Here is an 18,243-nt window from a genome sequence, read left to right as displayed (position 1 = left end):
ACACCGATTTCAGGGCAAAAGGCTATCTTTAAAAATGCGATCAAATCTTAAATTATTTAGTTTTTATGACAATTTTTAAGCAATGGATTTGCCTATGCTGATAGTGCCATTCAGCAAACAAGGAGATCGTATGAAATTGAGAAAAACAGTAGGATTTATTATCGCAATGTTACCTTTTTTAGCCCAAGCAGAATCCGCCGATAACGGTTTATTGACCGTACCGAGCCAATATAGCGCCGTTGAAACCGTGCAGTTAATTGAAAAAACCGTAACCGATAAAGGCATGACCGTGTTCGCCCTGATTGATCACCAAAAAGCCGAACAAGATAACGGTTTGAATATGCCGGCGGCAACGGTGGTGGTTTTCGGTAGCCCGAAGGTCGGCACGGCGATGATGGTTGAACGGCCAACGCTGGCAATTGATCTGCCGTTGAAAGCCTTGGTGTGGGAAGATCAAAACGGTAAGGTGTTCGTTTCGTTGAATAAAGCCGAATTTCTCGGCAAGCGACATCACGTTCCGCAAGCGCTGTCGGAAAAACTGTCCGGTGCCGAAAAATTAATTGCCAATACCGTCAAAGAGCAGTCAGCCAGATAAACGATCCTAACGAATTGATCTGAGCTTATTTCCAAAAAGAAACCGCACTTTACTCAAGTGCGGTTTCATCGTCTTTCCCGGTTAAAACTTAGGCTTTAGGACCGGCTGCCACTAAGGCTTTGCCTTCATCATTGTCGGTATATTTGTCGAAGTTTTTCACAAAACGTCCTGCCAAATCTTCCGCTTTCGCCTGCCATTGGGTTGGATCTGCATAGGTGTCGCGCGGATCCAAGATTGCAGGATCAACGCCCGGAAGTGCGGTCGGAATCGCCAAATCGAAGATTGGCAATTGATTCATTTCCGCTTTTTCAATCGAACCGTCTAAGATTGCGTCAATGATACCGCGGGTATCTTTGATGGAAATCCGTTTGCCGGTACCGTTCCAGCCGGTGTTGACCAGATAGGCTTCTGCGCCGGAGGCTTGCATACGTTTCACCAACACTTCCGCATATTGGGTCGGATGTAAGGATAGGAATGCCGCGCCGAAACAAGCGGAGAAGGTTGGGGTTGGCTCGGTGATACCGCGCTCTGTACCCGCCAGTTTGGCGGTGAAGCCGGACAGGAAGTAGTATTGGGTTTGCTCCGGAGTCAGTTTGGAAACCGGCGGCAATACGCCGAACGCATCTGCGGTCAGGAAGATCACTTTTTTGGCGTGTCCTGCTTTGGAAACCGGTTTAACGATGTTTTGGATATGGTAAATTGGGTAAGAAACACGGGTATTTTCGGTTTTCGAACCGTCGTTGAAATCCACTGTGCCGTCTTCCAACACGACGACGTTTTCCAACAGCGCATCGCGTTTGATCGCACGGTAAATATCCGGCTCGGCTTCTTCGGACAAGTTGATGGTTTTGGCATAGCAACCGCCTTCGTAGTTGAACACGCCTTCATCGTCCCAACCGTGCTCGTCGTCACCGATTAAGCGGCGTTTCGGATCGGTGGACAGAGTGGTTTTACCCGTGCCGGACAAACCGAAGAACACCGCGACATCGCCGTCTTCGCCCACATTGGCGGAACAGTGCATAGACGCCACGCCTTTTAACGGCAGGAAGTAGTTCATCATCGAGAACATGCCTTTTTTCATCTCGCCGCCGTACCAGCTACCGCCGATCAACTGCACGCCTTCGCTCAGGTTAAACGCTACAAAGTTTTCCGAGTTCAAACCTTGTTCTTTCCAGTTCGGATTGGTGGTTTTGGACCCGTTTAACACAGTGAAATCCGGTTTGAAATTTTTCAGTTCTTCTTCGCTTGGGCGGATAAACATATTTTTCACGAAATGCGCTTGCCATGCTACTTCGGTCACGATCCGCACCGCTAAACGGGTGTCAGGGTTGGTGCCGCAAAACGCGTCGATTACAAACAGGCGTTTGCCGGACAACTGATCAGCAACCAATTTTTTCAGGCTTGCCCAAGTATCTTGGCTCATCGGTTTGTTATCGTTTTTGGCTTTGTCGCTGGTCCACCACACGGTATCTTTGGTTTTATCGTCCAACACGATGTATTTATCTTTCGGCGAACGGCCGGTGAAAATACCGGTATCAACCGCCACCGCACCGGTGGTGGTCAATGTGCCTTTTTCATAGCCTTGTAAATCGGCTTTGGTTTCTTCCTCAAACAAGAATTCATAACTTGGGTTATACACCACTTCTGTTACATCGTTGATACCCAATACAGCTAATTCTTTTACTACTGACATAATTACCTCGATATAGTTTATTAAGTTCAAAATTGAAATCCGAAGTTATTGTAGAAGAAAATGCAAAATAAAAATGTTAGCTGGATCAAACTATTCAACATGCTTGTCAGAAAAAAAGTGAAAGCACGCCTAATTTGGACGTGCTTTTTGCAAGAGTTATACATTCCTGTTAACGAGTTGTTGGCGATTAGCTAGCAGGTTGTTTAAGTTGTTCGATAGCCTGTTTGTTGAAGAAGTAGTGCGTGCCGCAACATTCGCATTGCATGTCAATACTGCCGTTGTGTTCGGCTAAAATTTCATCGATTTCGCTATCGTCAATTAATAATAACGCCGAACCGGAACGTTCCGCCGAACAGCCGCAATAGAAACGTACCGCACTTGGGTTAAACAGTTCCACCGTTTCTTCATGGTATAAACGGTACAGTAACTCTTGCGCCGTTAAGCCGAACAACTCTTCCGCTTTCACGGTTTCGGTCAGCAGTTGCAGATGTTGCAAATCATCAGCCGAGCCTGTACCGTCCGGCATAATTTGCAGCAGCATACCGGCGACGACCGGCTGGCCGTCAAATTCGCCGGTTTTGATCACAAGTGCGGTTTTCAACTGTTCGGAACGTTCGAAATAGTCTTGTAAGCACTCGCTAATCGTCGGTTTGCTTAATTCGACAATCCCTTGATAACGCTCGCCTTGGGTCGGATTAATTGAAATCACCAACACCGCTTTGCCGATCATCTGCTGCAAGCTGCTGTCGGCGGCAATCTCGCCGTCCACCCGGGCTAAGGCGCGCAGATTCAGTTGGTTGTCGCCGTTAACCAACGCCAATTTCAACGGACCGTCGCCCTGAATTTGCACCGTGATATTGCCTTCGAATTTCAAAGTCGCGGTCAATAGTGCCGTCGCCACCAACATTTCCCCCAACAGGTTTTGTACCGCTGTCGGATAGTGATGGGTGTTCAAGGTTTCGCTGAAAGTGCGGTTCAAACGCACCCACTCGCCGCGTACCGCTCTTTGGCTGAACAGATAGCGGTGCAGGGTGTCGTTGTCTTGCGTATAATTCGGAGTATTCGTTGTTTCGCTCATGTGATTTCCATTTAAATTGTTCGTTAAGATTGCTTGCTATATATGGGCGGAATTAAGGTTTGCAAGGGTTATTCCTGATACTTAAACTTAATCAAATCCCGCCGCTCTTTTTTATTCGGGCGCCGTTCAGGGTGCGGCATTGACAGCGCATTGGCTTTGCGTGCGGCGGCGATTTGTTCGCGTTTGGCGATGCTGGCGGCGGTTTCTTGGTACAATTGCTGCGCTTGCGTGGCGTTACCGCGTTTGTCGGATAATGCCAACACTTGCACCTCTTTTTCCTCGCTGCCTTGGCGCAGTTTCAGCATGGCGCCGATTTCCACGATTTTGCTCGGTTTGCTGCGTTGCCCGTTGTAATGTACCTTGCCGCCGTCGATCATTTCGCGTGCCAGCGAACGGGTTTTGTAAAAACGGGCTGCCCACAGCCATTTATCGAGGCGAACTTGCGAATCGGTTGTCATGACTTAATCCAATAATTGATGAAAATTGCGGATACTGCGGTGGTTGGTGAAGACTTTAGCCGCCGCTTGCGAATCGGGCAATTCCACGCCGAGGGTATAAGCGAGCCCGCTCTGTTTGGCGCAGTCTAACACTTTTTCCATATCATCGATCAGCAGCGTGCGCTGCGGATCAATCGGATAATCTCGGTAAAGCCGCTGCCACAACTCGCTGTCCATTTTCGGTTTTTGAAATTGATGGGAAGAGATTAAATGGCTGAAATAAGGTGCTAACTGGCACTGTTCCAGCTTAAGCTGCAAGCTGAACGGGTGTGAATCAGTCAGCAAGATTAACTTTTTACCGTTTCGCTGTAGGAAGCTGAGCAAAGGATACACGCCATACCGCACTTTGGTGTTGGCGGCGTGGCGGCGCAGCATGTCGCGAATCGGCAGTTGCAACACTTCCGCCCAATGATCAATGTCATACCACTGCATACTGTGCTCGATTTGAGTATACAGCTGGTGCAGATGAATCTGGCTGTGACGTTGATCCAAGCCTGATTTTTCCGCATAGGCGTGCGGCACCAGCCGTTTCCAAAAAGCGACATCCAATTGCAGATCGATCAGCGTGCCGTCCAAATCAAACAATACGGTATCAATTTGATCCCAATCTATTATTTTCACTCACTTTCCTTTTTTACATTAATAGCGGTTCTATGGTATCGTTACCTTTGTTAATTGGCAAATGGTAAACGAAGCGCAATAAGCCTTTAAGGAAAGCTATGCATAACGCCCGACAAAAACCGCAAATTCTCTCGGTGGCGACCGCTGCCAAATCGCGCATTTTTGAAATTCAGGCGGTGGATTTGCAATTTTCCAACGGTGAGCGGCGTACTTACGAACGGTTTAAACCCAGCAGCCGTTGTGCGGTGATGGTAGTAGCGATTCATCAGGACAAGCTGCTGTTGATCAGTGAATATGCTGTGGGAACAGAACGTTATGAACTGGGTTTTGTCAAAGGCTTGATGGACGCTGGCGAAACCCCGCAGCAGAGCGCCAACCGCGAATTGCAGGAAGAAATCGGCTTCAAGGCGCAAAACCTGACATTATTGAAAACCGTAATTACCTCGCCCGGTTTTATGCATAACCCGATGCACATCTTTTTGGCAGAAAATTTAACGCCGTCACGCTTAGACGGTGATGAGCCTGAACCACTGGACGTGATTGAATATCCGTTGCAAGATCTTGACAAGTTGTTATCACACGATGACTTTTGCGAAGCGCGCAATTTGACCGCACTTTACCTGTTGCGCGATTATCTGGCGGAACGGAAGCACTCAGTATGACCCATGCCATTCTACTCAGCGAACCGCTGTTAAACGCCGCCTTGTCGATTGCCAAAAGAGCGGGTGAAAAGCTGCTGACGTTTTATTACCGTGATATCGAAAGCGAGCTGAAACACGATAATACCCCAGTGACCGAAGCCGATTTGGCGGTCAGCCGTTTTTTGGAGGACGAGCTGCAAGCCTTGACTCCGGGGATTCCGGTGTTATCCGAGGAGAGCCAAACCATTGACTTTGCCGAGCGGCGGCAGTGGACGCAGTATTGGCTGGTCGATCCGCTGGACGGCACGCAGCAGTTTTTGGAAAAAACCGATCAGTTTTCGGTGTTGATCGCCTTGGTGCAGCATAATCAGCCGACACTGGGCATCGTCTATTCACCGGTTTCGCGGCTGGCGTTTTATGCCATGGATAAATTCGGCGCTTACAAACAGCAGAACGGCGTGATTAGCCGTTTGCAAACCCAACCGCCAAGCGATAACGTGATTCGGATTGCGGTGGGTAAGAATGTGCGGCGGCAACAAGTGATGGCGATGTTTCACGATCAGTTTGACTATCAACTGATCCGTTACGGTTCTAGCGGCTTGAAAGGTGCGCTGGTAGCGGAAGGGCGCAGCGACTGCTATATCCGCTTGGGTAAAACCGGCGAATGGGATACGGCGGCGGTCGAATGTATCTTGCGTGAAACCGGCGGAAAAATCGTGGATTTGTACGGCAATGCCCTGACCTATAATCAGCGCGAAACCCTGATTAATCCGGATTTTATCATGCTCGGCAACGCCGCCTTTCCATGGCAAAAAGTAGTACGATTTCAACAACTATTAAAATAATAGACGATTAGGACAAAATAAGCGATTGACGCTGTGAATTGATGTTATTAGACTGCATGGATTGCTGATGAAAAGGTCAGTCAACCTGAAGGACGAGATAAAATGAAAAAACCGGACAACAACAGCCTTGTTATTTTTGGCGCATCAGGGGATTTAACCCACCGCAAACTAATTCCTGCCTTGTATCATCTATTTAAAAACGGCCGCCTGGCGGATGATTTTGCCATTTTGGGGGTCAGCCGCACCGAATACAGTGATGAGCAATATCGTGAAAAACTGATGGATATTCTGGGAAAAAGCGAAAAGATTGAAAAGCACGAGATGCTTGAGTTTTTCTCCCATGTTTACTATCAAGCGATTGATACCGCCAAGGTTGAGGATTACGCCAAAGTCAAAGTGCGGTTGGACGAGTTTGAAAAAACACACCGCACGCAAGGCAATGCGCTGTTCTATCTTTCCACGCCGCCGAGCTTGTATCCGGTTATTCCGGCGCATCTGGCCGCGCACGACTTGAATCATCAACGTAACGGTTGGAAACGGTTGGTGGTGGAAAAACCGTTCGGTTATGATTTGGCATCGGCGATCAGCCTAGATGCCAAGCTGCACGAAGATTTTGATGAATCGCAAATTTATCGTATCGACCACTATTTAGGCAAAGAAACCGTACAAAATATTTTGGTATTGCGCTTTTCCAACGGCTTATTCGAGCCGCTGTGGAACCGGAATTACATTGATTATGTCGAAATCACCGGTGCGGAAGCACTGGGCGTAGAAGAGCGCGGCGGTTACTACGACGGCTCAGGCGCCATGCGCGATATGTTCCAAAACCATTTGCTGCAAGTGTTGGCGATGATTGCGATGGAGTCGCCGGCGGTGATCGATGCCGACGCCATGCGTAACGAAGTGGTGAAAGTGTTGCAAAGCCTACACCCGTTGAGTGATGAAGATTTGGAAAAATATCTGGTGCTGGGGCAATACACCAGCGCGAAAGTGCGCGGCGAATACCAAAAAGGCTACCGCGAAGAAAACGGCGTTGATCCGCAATCGCGCACCGAAACTTATATGGCGTTGAAACTGAAAATCGACAACTGGCGTTGGAGCGGCGTGCCGTTTTATGTGCGCACCGGCAAACGCCTGCCGACACGGGTAACCGAAGTGGTGATTCACTTCAAGAAAACCCCGCATCCGGTGTTTAACGCCAACGCACCGGAAAATAAACTGATTATCCGCATTCAGCCGAATGAAGGGATCGTAATGAGTTTCGGCTTGAAAAATCCGGGTTCCGGATTTCAGGCCAAAGAAGTATCAATGGATTTCCACTATCAGGATCTGGCTGATACCAATATCCTTGATGCTTACGAACGTTTGCTACTGGATTCACTGTTAGGGGACGCAACCCTGTTTTCGCGCAGTGACGCAGTGCGAGCCTGTTGGAAGTTTGTCCAACCGATTTTGGATTATAAAGCCAATAATCCAAAACTTTATGGTTATGCCAGCGGTACTTGGGGGCCGCAAGAAGCGGATTTTATGATGGAATCCAAAAACCGTAGCTGGCGTTTCCCGTGTAAAAATTTAACGAATACGGAATATTGTGAGTTATAACATGAAATATAGTAAGTTTGCAGACGCACAAAGTGCGGTAGAGAAGATAGCAGAAGAGTTTTTGGCGTATAGCCAGCAGGCAAAACCGGTACATATCTCCCTGTCCGGCGGTAGCACGCCGAAGTTGTTGTTTAAAACCTTGGCGGAGGAATACGCCGATAGAATCAACTGGGCGAATTTGCATTTTTGGTGGGGCGACGAGCGTTGCGTTGCGCCCGATGACGAAGAGAGCAATTACGGCGAAGTACAGCGCTTGTTATTCGATCATATCCAAATGCCGGCGGAAAATATCCACCGCATTCGCGGCGAAGACGAGCCGGAAGCCGAAGCCGAACGTTTTGCGGCGGAAATGTTAGCTGTTGTGCCGAAAAACAGTGCCGGCGTGCCGGAATTTGACTGGATTATCTTGGGCATGGGAACCGACGGGCACACAGCCTCCCTGTTCCCGTTACAAGCGGATTTTGCAACCAAAGAATTAACCATTGTGGCGAAACAGCCGCAAAGCGGACAACTGCGCGTGTCCAAATCCGCCTATTTAATTGAAAATACAAAACGCCTGACCTATTTGGTCACAGGTGCGAGCAAAGCGGATTTGCTGCGTGAAATCCAACAAGCCGGCGCCAGCGAATTGCCGTATCCGGCGGCACGGGTGAAAGCGAATAACGGCAACACCGAATGGTATTTGGACGCCGACGCGGCCTCGCAGCTGCTGTAACGGATCTGATATAAGAGTGTTGTAGGGGCGGATTGCATATCCGCCCGTTTACAGATAAAAATCAACAATTTTAGCAAAGCAGAAGGAAATAAACATGAAAGGTGATATTGGCGTAATCGGACTTGCGGTCATGGGGCAAAACCTGATTCTGAACATGAATGATCACGGCTTCAAGGTCGTGGCTTACAACCGCACCACCAGCAAAGTGGACGAGTTTTTGCAAGGCGCAGCCAAAGACACAAATATTATCGGCGCATACTCGCTGCAAGATCTTGCCGACAAACTGGAAAAACCGCGCAAAGTGATGTTGATGGTGCGCGCCGGCGAGGTGGTCGATCAATTTATCGACAGCCTGCTACCGCACTTGGAAGAGGGCGACATCATCATCGACGGTGGCAACTCCAATTATCCTGACACCAACCGCCGTGTGAAAGATTTGGCAGCGAAAGGCATTCGCTTTATCGGAGCCGGGGTTTCCGGCGGTGAAGAGGGCGCGCGTTTCGGACCTTCCATCATGCCGGGCGGCAATGCCGAAGCGTGGCCGTATGTCAAACCGATTTTGCAAGCGATTTCCGCCAAAACCAAAGACGGCGAGCCGTGCTGTGACTGGGTCGGCAAAGAGGGCGCAGGGCATTTCGTGAAAATGGTACACAACGGTATCGAATACGGCGATATGCAGTTGATTTGCGAAGCCTACCAATTCCTGAAAGAGGGCTTGGGCTTAAGTTATGACGAATTGCACCAAGTCTTCACCGCATGGAACAAAACCGAACTGGACAGCTACCTGATTGAAATCACCGCCGATATTCTCGGCTACCGTGACGAAAACGGCGAACCGCTGGTGGAAAAAATTCTGGATACCGCCGGTCAAAAAGGCACGGGTAAATGGACAGGGATTAACGCCTTGGACTTAGGCATTCCCTTGACCTTAATCAGCGAAGCGGTATTCGCCCGTTGCGTGTCGGCATTTAAAGAACAACGCGTCGAAAACCAAGCCTTGTTTAACAAACAGATCGGCACGGTTGCAGGCGACAAAGCGCAATGGATCGAAGCGGTGCGTAAAGCGTTGCTTGCCTCAAAAATCATCTCTTATGCGCAAGGCTTTATGTTGATTCGCGAAGCCTCTGAAAACAACAATTGGGATCTGAACTACGGCAACACCGCACTTTTATGGCGCGAAGGCTGCATTATCCGCAGTGCGTTCTTGGGCAATATCCGTGATGCTTACGAAACCAACCCGAATCTGCAATTCTTAGGCGCAGACAGCTATTTCAAAACCATTTTGGAAAATGCGTTGCCAGAATGGCGTAAAGTGGTGGCGAAATCGATTGAAATCGGCTTGCCGATGCCGTGCATGGCGTCCGCCATCACCTTCTTGGACGGCTACACCAGCGCCCGTTTGCCGGCAAATCTGTTGCAAGCGCAACGCGACTACTTCGGCGCCCACACCTACGAGCGCATCGACCAACCGCGCGGCGAGTTCTTCCACACCAACTGGACCGGCAAAGGCGGCAACACCGCTTCCACCACTTATGAAGTGTAATTGACTGCACTTTAACCCGATTGGAAACCCGCCATTCAGATTGGCGGGTTTTTCTTTCCCCACAAGAAACCCTCAATCAACAAAACCGCACTTTATTTCTTCTGCGTTGATTTCTATACTCAAGCCATCAAAAATTAATCACGAGGAAATTAACATGAACACTAAAATGCCGGCGATTTTTATCGGGCACGGTTCGCCGCTGCTGGCGATTGAGGAGAATCCATTTACGCCGAAATGGTATCAGGCGGCGCAGCAAATGCCGAAACCGAAAGCGATTTTGGTGATTTCCGCCCACTGGATTTCAGAGCAGGTGGCGGAAACCGCCTCGCCGAATCCGGAACTGATTTATGATTTTTACGGTTTTCCAGATACGCTATATCAAGTGAAATATGCGGCAAAAGGCGATCCGCAGTTGGCGCTGCAGGTGCAGCAATTGGTGGATAATCCAGAAGTGCGGTTAGATCCGCAGCAAGGGCTGGATCACGGCACTTGGGCGGTGTTGGCGAAAATGTATCCTGAAGCCGATATTCCGATTGTGCAACTCAGTCTGGGCGCAGAATTGAGTATGCAGCAGCATATCGACTTGGCGAAGCAACTGAAACCATTGCGCGAGCAGGGCATATTGATTTTGGGCAGCGGCAATTTGGTGCATAATCTGCGCTTAATGGATTGGCAGCGGGCTGACGCGCTGTTCGGCTATGACTGGGCGCACAGCGCACAACAAACGCTGTTGGATTTGATTCGTTTAGGTGATTTGGATTCATTGGCGAACTACCGCACTTTGGGTGCAGACGTACAAAAAGCCATTCCGACCGCGGAACACTTTCTGCCGTTGCTGTATATTTTGGCACTGCGTGATGACGACGACAGCTTGGATATTTTCAATACCGACTTTGTCGGCGGTTCGCTGGATATGACCTGCGTACAAGTGGGTTAAACCGCACTTGCGTTGCTTGCGGTTCTTCACCTAGAATGAAAAACACTTACTCAACGCAAGGAAAGCAAAAATGTTAAAAATCAACCAATATTTTGACGGCAAGGTTGCGTCAATCGGCTTGCAGACCGAAACTCTACCGGCGACCGTCGGCGTGATGGCGGTCGGCGAATACACCTTCGGCACCAGCCAATTTGAAACCATGACGGTCATCAGCGGCGCTTTGACCGTTAAATTACCGCACAGCGACCAATGGCAAACATTCAGCCCAGGCGAGAGCTTTACCGTGCAAGCCAACCAATCGTTTGATCTGAAAGTGGACGTCGAAACGGCGTATTTCTGTACTTACGGCTAAGTCTGACCGCACGTTGAGCCATCATCGCCACCGCTAACGTGGCGATTTTTTATCGCCTAATGCCCCACTGTTTTTGAAAACAAGTTCATCACCAATACACCGGTAACAATCAAGCCAATCCCCAGTATCGCAGGCAAATCCAGTTTTTGTTGATAAGCAATCCAACCGATCAAGGCAACAATCACAATCCCTACCCCCGACCAGACCGCATATGCCACGCCGACCGGAATGGTGCGCAGGGTCAGGCTGAGGAAATAGAACGCCACACAGTAGCCGACTACCACGATCACGCTCGGCACTAAACGGGTGAATTCCTGTGAGGCTTTCAGCATCGAGGTCGCCACGATTTCGGCGGCAATCGCAATAAACAGATAGATCCAAGACATTATATTTCTCATTTAAAAGTGCGGTTTTGTGCGCAGTATAACACAAGCGAACATTTCCTCTCAGTTGATAATATCTTTCTTTTTCTCGGATTGTTCCGCTCATTAGGAAAACTATAATGACTGCACTTTTGCTAGTAACACCCTTTTTACATTTTAACGTTTATCAGAGAGAAATTTATGAACAACAAATTAAATTCATTCGCGCCATACGCTTTGGCACTATTACGCATTATCGCCGCTTATATGTTTTTCTGGCACGGTACGGCAAAATTTTTTGAAATTCCGGTTTCCATGACCGGCGGCAACGGCGGTGTGGCGCTGTTTTCCCAATACGGCTTGGCAGGCGTATTGGAAATCAGCGGCGGGATTTTGCTGGCATTAGGCTTGTTCACCCGTCCGGTGGCGTTTTTATTATCCGGTCAAATGGCGTTCGCTTATTTCGGCGTACACGCCGGTGCAGGCAACGTGTTAATGCCATTGTTGAATCAAGGTGAATTGGCGGCGCTATATTCGTTGGTGTTCTTATACTTTGTGTTCAGCGGCGCCGGTGCCTTTGCCTTGGATAACAAACTCGGCAAAAAATAGCCGCTGTTTGGCTTGGTTTTTCAACCCGTTCGGTTAACGCCGCACGGGTTTTTTGTTATGCTGATATTTTTCTGACGATAGGACGGCGCCATGTCACAACGCACTTTTCAACAGCTGACCGCACTTTTGGATCAGCAGCAGGCACGTTACCGCACCCTGCAACACCGCGCTTGCGGCAAATCGGAACAGGTCGCGCAAATTCGCGGCACGCAGTTAGGGCAGGGGGCGAAAGCCTTGCTGTGCGTGATCAAAGGCGCAGGCAAAAAACAGCATGTTTTGGCGGTGTTACCGGCGGATAAACAGGCGGATTTATCGCGTTTGGCAACCGCGCTGGGCGGTACGCGTGCGGGGCTAGCCAGCCCGAAAGAGGTCGGCGAACTGACCGATTGCGTATTCGGCGCGATTCCGCCGTTTAGTTTTCACCCCGATTTAAAACTGGTTGCCGAGCGCAGCTTGTTTGCTCGTTATGCCGAGCTGGCGTTTAATGCCGGCACGCTGGAAAACTCGATTATTCTGAATACCGAAGATTACCGTCGGATCGCTAATCCGCTGGTGCTGGATTTTGTGCAAAGTGCGGTTTAGTTTACCGCACAATTACCGTTGCAGCAGTTGCAATTGTTGTAGCAACTCGACAGGATCCAATTCTAAGGCTTGGCAATAATCAAGAAATTCCAAAATATCCAAACGCCGATCGCCGGTTTCAATTTTTCCAATCAACGAGTAAATCACGCCTAAACGTTCTGATAATGCACGCTGTGACAAACCCAACGCTTTTCTTTGCTCGATAAAGTGTTGTCTTAGCCATAGCTGTTTTTCGGAATGGATTGATGATCTAAACTTTTTCATTGCACCCATTTTAGGTTTAATATATATTTGAACCTGTTTTGGGTGCAACTTGGGTAATTTAAGGAGTTTATATATGAGTGAAAAAACAAATTCAGGTATGACTGCAGGCGTTATCGCCTGTGTTTTGGCAGTTCTGGGGATATTATTCTTAGGGGTTATTTTTGTACCGTTAGCTGCAATTGTGGCTATCTTTGCAACAATTACAGCAGTAAAAAATAAAAATATTGCGGGAATCGGTGTGAGCGTTTTAGCATGGATTCTTACCATTATCGGCTTGTTCACCTCCCCGTTGTTGCTTAGTATGCTGGGATTAGGGCTGGCTGCCGGTCAGTAAGTTTTGTAGCAGAATTGCATTGTTAGTCCTATAACACCGTATTCGCTTAGTATAAGCTAAGACAGAGGTGTTTGTTGGGAATAAGATTTTATTCCGCTATATTGGTTGCACCTAAACAATTTTTTGCTTTATCTCTTCGTTATCACCATAAATCGGTTTTCCACTACAGAAAAAGTGTAAACTACGCTATAATTTCCGCTTGAATTTTCCCCCATTTAAACCAACCAATCTGTAAAGGAATGCACAAATGCAATCAAATCGTCCTATTCGTCAAGCGCTGTTGAGTGTGTCAGATAAAAACGGCATTGTTGAATTTGCCCAAGGGCTGGTGCAACGCGGTGTTAAGCTGCTGTCCACCGGCGGCACGGCTAAGCTGTTGGCAGACAACGGGTTAACGGTCACCGAAGTGTCCGACTACACCCAATTTCCGGAAATGATGGACGGGCGGGTCAAAACCCTGCACCCGAAAGTGCACGGCGGTATTTTGGGACGGCGCGGCATTGATGACGCAGTGATGACGATTCACGGCATTCAGGCGATTGATATGGTGGTGGTCAATTTATATCCGTTTGCGCAGACCGTTGCCAAGCCAAATTGCAGCTTGGAAGATGCGGTGGAAAATATTGACATCGGTGGCCCGACCATGGTGCGTTCTGCGGCGAAAAATCATAAAGATGTGGCGATAGTGGTGAATAATGCGGATTTTAAGCAAATTCTGCAAGAAATGGACGATAACCAAAATTCCCTCACCCTCGACACCCGTTTTAACCTCGCCATCAAAGCCTTTGAACACACCGCCCAATACGACAGCATGATTGCCAACTATTTCGGTCGCTTAGTGCCGCCTTACCAAGGGGCGGAAGAAGAGGATTTAACCCAGCCGAGCGGTCAGTTCCCACGCACCTTGAACCTGAATTTCACCCGTAAGCAAACCATGCGCTACGGCGAAAACAGCCATCAAAACGCGGCGTTTTATGTGGAAAACGAGCTGCACGAAGCCAGTGTTGCCACCGCCGAACAGTTGCAAGGCAAAGCGTTGTCGTATAACAACATCGCCGATACCGACGCGGCGTTGGAATGCGTGAAAGAGTTTGCCGAGCCGGCGTGTGTGATTGTCAAACACGCCAATCCGTGCGGCGTCGCCTTGGGGGCTGATATTTTAGAAGCCTATAACCGTGCGTATCAAACCGATCCAACCTCTGCATTCGGCGGCATTATTGCTTTCAACCGCACTTTGGATCTGCAAACCGCACAAACCATTATCGAGCGCCAATTCGTCGAAGTGATTATCGCCCCTACGGTGGCGGACGAGGCAAAAGCGGTATTGAAAAGCAAGAAAAACGTGCGTGTGCTTGAGTGCGGAGAGTGGAGCGAACGCCAGCCGCGCTTGGATTTCAAACGGGTCAACGGCGGCTTGCTGGTGCAAGATTCCGATTTAGGCATGGTCGGGTTGGACGATTTGCAAGTGGTGAGCAAACGCCAACCGAGCGAAGCCGAGTTGAAAGATCTGTTGTTCTGCTGGAAAGTGGCCAAATATGTCAAATCCAATGCGATTGTGTATGCCAAAAACAACCAAACCATCGGTATCGGCGCCGGACAAATGAGTCGGGTGTATTCCGCCAAAATCGCCGGTATCAAAGCCGCCGATGAAGGGCTGGAAGTGAAAGGCACGGTGATGGCGTCCGATGCCTTCTTCCCGTTCCGCGACGGCATTGATGCAGCAGCGGCGGCAGGTGTGAGCTGCGTGATTCACCCGGGCGGCTCAATGCGCGATCAGGAAGTGATCGACGCCGCCGACGAACACGGCATGGCGATGGTGCTGACCAAAATGCGCCATTTCCGTCATTAATCTGCAAAGTGCGGTCAGCCAACGGTGGCGACCGCACTTTTTATATCGATTTGTTAAGTAAGGATCTCAAATGAATATTTTAATTATCGGCAATGGCGGACGTGAACATGCTTTGGCTTGGAAAGTGGCGCAATCGCCATTAGCGGACAAAGTCTTTGTTGCGCCGGGCAACGCCGGCACCGCACTTGAGGCGAAAGTGGAAAATGTCAGCATTGCCGCTACCGATTTGGCGGCATTGGTGGAATTTGCCCAGAAAAATGAAATCGGTTTGACCATTGTCGGACCGGAAGCGCCATTGGTGATCGGCGTGGTCGATGCGTTTCGCGCCGCCGGTTTGAAAATTTTCGGCCCGACCCAAGCGGCGGCACAGTTGGAAGGCTCAAAAGCCTTCACCAAAGATTTCTTGGCACGCCAACAAATCCCGACCGCCGAATATCAAAACTTTACCGAAGTTGAACCGGCACTGGCGTATCTGCGCGAAAAAGGCGCACCGATTGTGATTAAAGCCGACGGTTTGGCGGCAGGCAAAGGCGTGATCGTGGCGATGACCTTGGCAGAAGCCGAAAGTGCGGTGCAGGATATGCTGGCGGGCAACGCCTTTGGTGATGCCGGACACCGTATCGTGATCGAAGAGTTTTTAGACGGCGAAGAAGCCAGTTTTATCGTGATGGTGGACGGCAAACATGTTGAGCCGATGGCGACCAGTCAGGATCACAAACGGGTCGGCGAAAATGATACGGGCTTAAACACCGGCGGCATGGGCGCGTATTCGCCTGCGCCGGTGGTCACGCCGGAAATTCACCAACGGATTATGCAAGAGGTGATTTACCCGACCGTGAACGGCATGGCGGCGGAAGGTAACACTTACACCGGTTTTCTGTACGCCGGTTTAATGATTATGCCAAACGGACAACCGAAAGTGATTGAATTCAACTGCCGTTTCGGCGATCCGGAGACCCAACCTATTATGATGCGCTTGCAATCGGATTTGGTCGAACTGTGCTTAGCGGCGTGCGACGGTAAACTGGATCAAGTGCGATCCGAGTGGTGCACCCAAGCGGCGTTAGGTATCGTGTTGGCGGCGGAAGGCTATCCGGCTGATTACCGCAAAGGCGATGTGATCAGCGGAATTCCGTCTATAGGGCAAACCGCACTTGCCGGACAAAAAGTGTTCTTAGCCGGTGTCGAACAGAAAGATAACCAATTACTGACCAACGGCGGACGCGTGTTGTGCGTCACCGCACTGGGCGATACGGTAGCCGCCGCACAGCAACAGGCGTTGCAACTGGCGGAACAGGTGCAATGGCAAGGTCGCTTCTATCGCCGTGATATCGGTTATCGTGCCGTGGCGCGTGAGCAAGCGACGAAATAATCAAAGTGCGGTATGAAAATTTTTCATTCCGAGCACAAAATAAACGACAACGATTAAGCAAAAAAACAGTGTATGGTTGGTGAAAAAAACCGTACACTACAGACAAGTTATTTACCACCTAAAATGAGGAATTGAGCAATGTTAAGACGTGATATGAATATCGCCGATTATGATCCGGTGTTATGGCAGGCAATCAAAGACGAAGATCGCCGCCAAGATGAACATATCGAGCTGATCGCATCGGAAAACTATGCCAGCCCGCGTGTAATGGAAGCGCAAGGTTCGCAGCTGACCAATAAATATGCCGAAGGCTATCCGGGCAAGCGTTATTACGGTGGTTGCGAATATGTCGATATTATCGAACAACTGGCGATTGATCGCGCCAAAGCACTGTTCGGCGCAGACTACGCCAACGTGCAACCGCACTCCGGTTCGCAAGCCAATGCGGCGGTGTATATGGCGTTGTTAAATCCGGGCGACACCATTTTAGGCATGAGTTTGGCGCACGGCGGTCACTTGACCCACGGCGCGACCGTTAGCTTCTCCGGTAAAATTTATCATGCCGAACAATACGGCATTACCGACGAAGGCTTTATCGACTATGACGCATTGCGTGAACAAGCGCTGGCAGTGAAACCAAAAATGATCGTCGGCGGTTTTTCCGCTTATTCGCAAGTGGCGGATTGGAAAAAAATGCGTGAAATCGCCGATGAAGTCGGGGCGTATCTGTTCGTCGATATGGCGCACGTCGCCGGTTTGATTGCAGCAGGCGTTTACCCAAGCCCGATGGAGCATGCGCATGTTGTCACCACCACCACCCACAAAACGCTTGCCGGTCCGCGCGGCGGCTTGATTTTGGTGAAAGGCGGCGACGAAGAGCTGTACAAAAAACTGAATAGTGCGGTATTCCCAGCCGGACAAGGCGGGCCGTTGGTGCATGTGATTGCGGCAAAAGCGGTTTGCTTTAAAGAAGCGATGGAGCCGGAATTCAAAACGTTCCAACAACAAGTAGTGAAAAACGCACAAGCGATGGTGGAAGTGTTTAAACAGCGTGGTTTCAATATCGTGTCCAACGGTACGGAAAATCACCTGTTCTTGGTGGATTTGGTCAATAAAGGCTTAACCGGCAAAGCGGCGGACGCAGCGTTAGGGCGCGCCAATATCACGGTCAATAAAAACGCCGTGCCGAACGATCCGAAAAGTCCGTTTGTCACCTCCGGTATCCGTGTCGGTACACCGGCGATTACCCGTCGCGGCTTCAAAGAAGCGGAAGCGAAAGAACTGGCGGGCTGGATGTGCGATGTGTTGGATAACATCGAAGATGAAGCGGTTATCGAAGAAATCAAACAGAAAGCATTGGCAATCTGCAAAAAATTTCCGGTGTATGCCTAATCCGATAATTTGAAGCGAATCGGTTAACACCAATCGGTTAAAATAAATAGCAGTGGGTTTATTCGCCCACTGCTTTTTTATTATAGGCAGACGAAGACTGCCTATAAAAACCATACGCTATGCGTATGGAATCAAAGAGCTTAAGCGATGAAAAGAAAAAATCCTCCGATATAATGAACAAGGCTGACAACCAAAATTCAAGATATAGGAGGATATGTCAATGGCAAGTAAGTCCAATGACGATTCGAGTCTATCACACACAAGATGGAACTGTAAGTATCACATAGTCTTTATCCCAAAATTGAGACGAAAAGCGATTTATGGGAAATTACGAATGGATTATAGGCAGCATATTAAGGC

The 18,243-nt window shown here is 49.3% G+C and carries 20 protein-coding genes and 1 pseudogene; 15 read left to right on the top strand and 6 right to left on the bottom strand.

Going from position 1 to position 18,243, the window contains the following annotated elements; all coding sequences use genetic code 11:
* Positions 1 to 130: 130 nt before the first annotated feature.
* Entirely contained in the window at positions 131 to 595 is a 465-nt protein-coding gene (locus B8880_RS07890; protein ID WP_084257076.1) for a DUF302 domain-containing protein, read from the top strand.
* 88 nt (positions 596 to 683) lie between these two features.
* Here the strand turns inward: B8880_RS07890 and pckA are convergent, their stop codons facing one another.
* From pckA to yrfG, 4 genes are all read right to left on the bottom strand, one after another.
* Positions 684 to 2,288 (bottom strand): phosphoenolpyruvate carboxykinase (ATP), encoded by a 1,605-nt coding sequence (gene pckA, locus B8880_RS07885; RefSeq protein WP_084257075.1) that lies wholly within the window; start codon positions 2,286 to 2,288, stop codon positions 684 to 686.
* Positions 2,289 to 2,475: 187 nt separating this feature from the next.
* Complete coding sequence (gene hslO, locus B8880_RS07880; protein ID WP_084257074.1) at positions 2,476 to 3,366, bottom strand: Hsp33 family molecular chaperone HslO; 891 nt, start codon at positions 3,364 to 3,366, stop codon at positions 2,476 to 2,478.
* 68 nt (positions 3,367 to 3,434) lie between these two features.
* Complete coding sequence (gene hslR, locus B8880_RS07875; RefSeq protein WP_084257073.1) at positions 3,435 to 3,824, bottom strand: ribosome-associated heat shock protein Hsp15; 390 nt, start codon at positions 3,822 to 3,824, stop codon at positions 3,435 to 3,437.
* A 3-nt stretch (positions 3,825 to 3,827) separates the two neighbouring features.
* Positions 3,828 to 4,475, bottom strand: coding sequence for a GMP/IMP nucleotidase (gene yrfG / locus B8880_RS07870; protein WP_418889030.1), 648 nt, complete (start codon positions 4,473 to 4,475; stop codon positions 3,828 to 3,830).
* 107 nt (positions 4,476 to 4,582) lie between these two features.
* Here yrfG and nudE point away from each other — a divergent pair, with 107 nt between their 5' ends.
* The 7 genes from nudE (at position 4,583) to ppnP (ending at position 11,119) form a co-directional block, all read left to right on the top strand.
* Entirely contained in the window at positions 4,583 to 5,146 is a 564-nt protein-coding gene (gene nudE, locus B8880_RS07865; RefSeq protein ID WP_084257072.1) for an ADP compounds hydrolase NudE, read from the top strand.
* Complete coding sequence (cysQ, locus tag B8880_RS07860; RefSeq protein WP_084257071.1) at positions 5,143 to 5,970, top strand: 3'(2'),5'-bisphosphate nucleotidase CysQ; 828 nt, start codon at positions 5,143 to 5,145, stop codon at positions 5,968 to 5,970. Before nudE ends, cysQ begins: the two co-directional genes overlap by 4 nt.
* Before the next feature lie 102 nt (positions 5,971 to 6,072).
* Complete coding sequence (gene zwf / locus B8880_RS07855; RefSeq protein ID WP_084257070.1) at positions 6,073 to 7,572, top strand: glucose-6-phosphate dehydrogenase; 1,500 nt, start codon at positions 6,073 to 6,075, stop codon at positions 7,570 to 7,572.
* Between the two features lies 1 nt (position 7,573).
* A complete protein-coding gene (gene pgl / locus B8880_RS07850; RefSeq protein ID WP_084257069.1) occupies positions 7,574 to 8,287 on the top strand; it encodes a 6-phosphogluconolactonase in 714 nt (237 codons plus the stop codon).
* A gap of 88 nt (positions 8,288 to 8,375) precedes the next feature.
* The gene (gene gnd / locus B8880_RS07845) at positions 8,376 to 9,830 is read left to right on the top strand and encodes a decarboxylating NADP(+)-dependent phosphogluconate dehydrogenase (RefSeq protein ID WP_084257068.1); all 1,455 of its coding nucleotides are present in this window, start codon (positions 8,376 to 8,378) and stop codon (positions 9,828 to 9,830) included.
* A 154-nt stretch (positions 9,831 to 9,984) separates the two neighbouring features.
* Positions 9,985 to 10,767 carry a 4,5-DOPA-extradiol-dioxygenase gene (ygiD, locus tag B8880_RS07840; protein ID WP_084257067.1) on the top strand — a complete coding sequence of 261 codons (783 nt, stop codon included), beginning with the start codon at positions 9,985 to 9,987 and terminating at the stop codon, positions 10,765 to 10,767.
* Positions 10,768 to 10,837: 70 nt separating this feature from the next.
* Positions 10,838 to 11,119, top strand: coding sequence for a pyrimidine/purine nucleoside phosphorylase (gene ppnP, locus B8880_RS07835; RefSeq protein ID WP_084257066.1), 282 nt, complete (start codon positions 10,838 to 10,840; stop codon positions 11,117 to 11,119).
* A gap of 56 nt (positions 11,120 to 11,175) precedes the next feature.
* Here ppnP and B8880_RS07830 read toward each other — a convergent pair whose 3' ends face one another.
* On the bottom strand, positions 11,176 to 11,517 hold the full coding sequence (locus tag B8880_RS07830) for a DMT family transporter (protein WP_269807793.1): 342 nt from the start codon (positions 11,515 to 11,517) through the stop codon (positions 11,176 to 11,178).
* Positions 11,518 to 11,682: 165 nt separating this feature from the next.
* Between B8880_RS07830 and B8880_RS07825 the strand changes: the two genes are divergently transcribed.
* Both B8880_RS07825 and B8880_RS07820 read left to right on the top strand, forming a co-directional pair.
* Positions 11,683 to 12,090, top strand: a complete 408-nt coding sequence (locus B8880_RS07825) for a DoxX family protein (RefSeq protein ID WP_084257064.1) — start codon at positions 11,683 to 11,685, stop codon at positions 12,088 to 12,090.
* Between the two features lie 90 nt (positions 12,091 to 12,180).
* Entirely contained in the window at positions 12,181 to 12,672 is a 492-nt protein-coding gene (locus B8880_RS07820; protein ID WP_084257063.1) for a YbaK/prolyl-tRNA synthetase associated domain-containing protein, read from the top strand.
* A 12-nt stretch (positions 12,673 to 12,684) separates the two neighbouring features.
* On the opposite strand, the gene B8880_RS07815 is transcribed toward B8880_RS07820, so the two are convergent.
* Complete coding sequence (locus tag B8880_RS07815) at positions 12,685 to 12,936, bottom strand: helix-turn-helix domain-containing protein (RefSeq protein ID WP_084257091.1); 252 nt, start codon at positions 12,934 to 12,936, stop codon at positions 12,685 to 12,687.
* 73 nt (positions 12,937 to 13,009) lie between these two features.
* Between B8880_RS07815 and B8880_RS07810 the strand changes: the two genes are divergently transcribed.
* The 5 genes and pseudogenes from B8880_RS07810 to B8880_RS07790 form a co-directional block, all read left to right on the top strand.
* Positions 13,010 to 13,270: a hypothetical protein gene (locus B8880_RS07810; protein WP_084257062.1), complete on the top strand. Its 261-nt coding sequence runs from the start codon at positions 13,010 to 13,012 to the stop codon at positions 13,268 to 13,270.
* 247 nt (positions 13,271 to 13,517) lie between these two features.
* The gene (gene purH / locus B8880_RS07805) at positions 13,518 to 15,119 is read left to right on the top strand and encodes a bifunctional phosphoribosylaminoimidazolecarboxamide formyltransferase/IMP cyclohydrolase (protein WP_084257061.1); all 1,602 of its coding nucleotides are present in this window, start codon (positions 13,518 to 13,520) and stop codon (positions 15,117 to 15,119) included.
* Between the two features lie 70 nt (positions 15,120 to 15,189).
* A complete protein-coding gene (gene purD / locus B8880_RS07800) occupies positions 15,190 to 16,491 on the top strand; it encodes a phosphoribosylamine--glycine ligase (protein ID WP_084257060.1) in 1,302 nt (433 codons plus the stop codon).
* A 138-nt stretch (positions 16,492 to 16,629) separates the two neighbouring features.
* Positions 16,630 to 17,883, top strand: coding sequence for a serine hydroxymethyltransferase (gene glyA / locus B8880_RS07795; RefSeq protein ID WP_084257059.1), 1,254 nt, complete (start codon positions 16,630 to 16,632; stop codon positions 17,881 to 17,883).
* Positions 17,884 to 18,103: 220 nt separating this feature from the next.
* Positions 18,104 to 18,243: pseudogene (locus B8880_RS07790) on the top strand (transposase); the annotation flags it as partial.

The organism is Pasteurella testudinis DSM 23072 (genome assembly GCF_900176075.1).
In the GTDB taxonomy this organism is placed as follows: Bacteria; Pseudomonadota; Gammaproteobacteria; order Enterobacterales; family Pasteurellaceae; genus Chelonobacter; species Chelonobacter testudinis.
The sequence above is the reverse complement of the archived record's forward strand: the minus strand, read 5'-3'. Positions and strand labels throughout refer to the sequence as shown.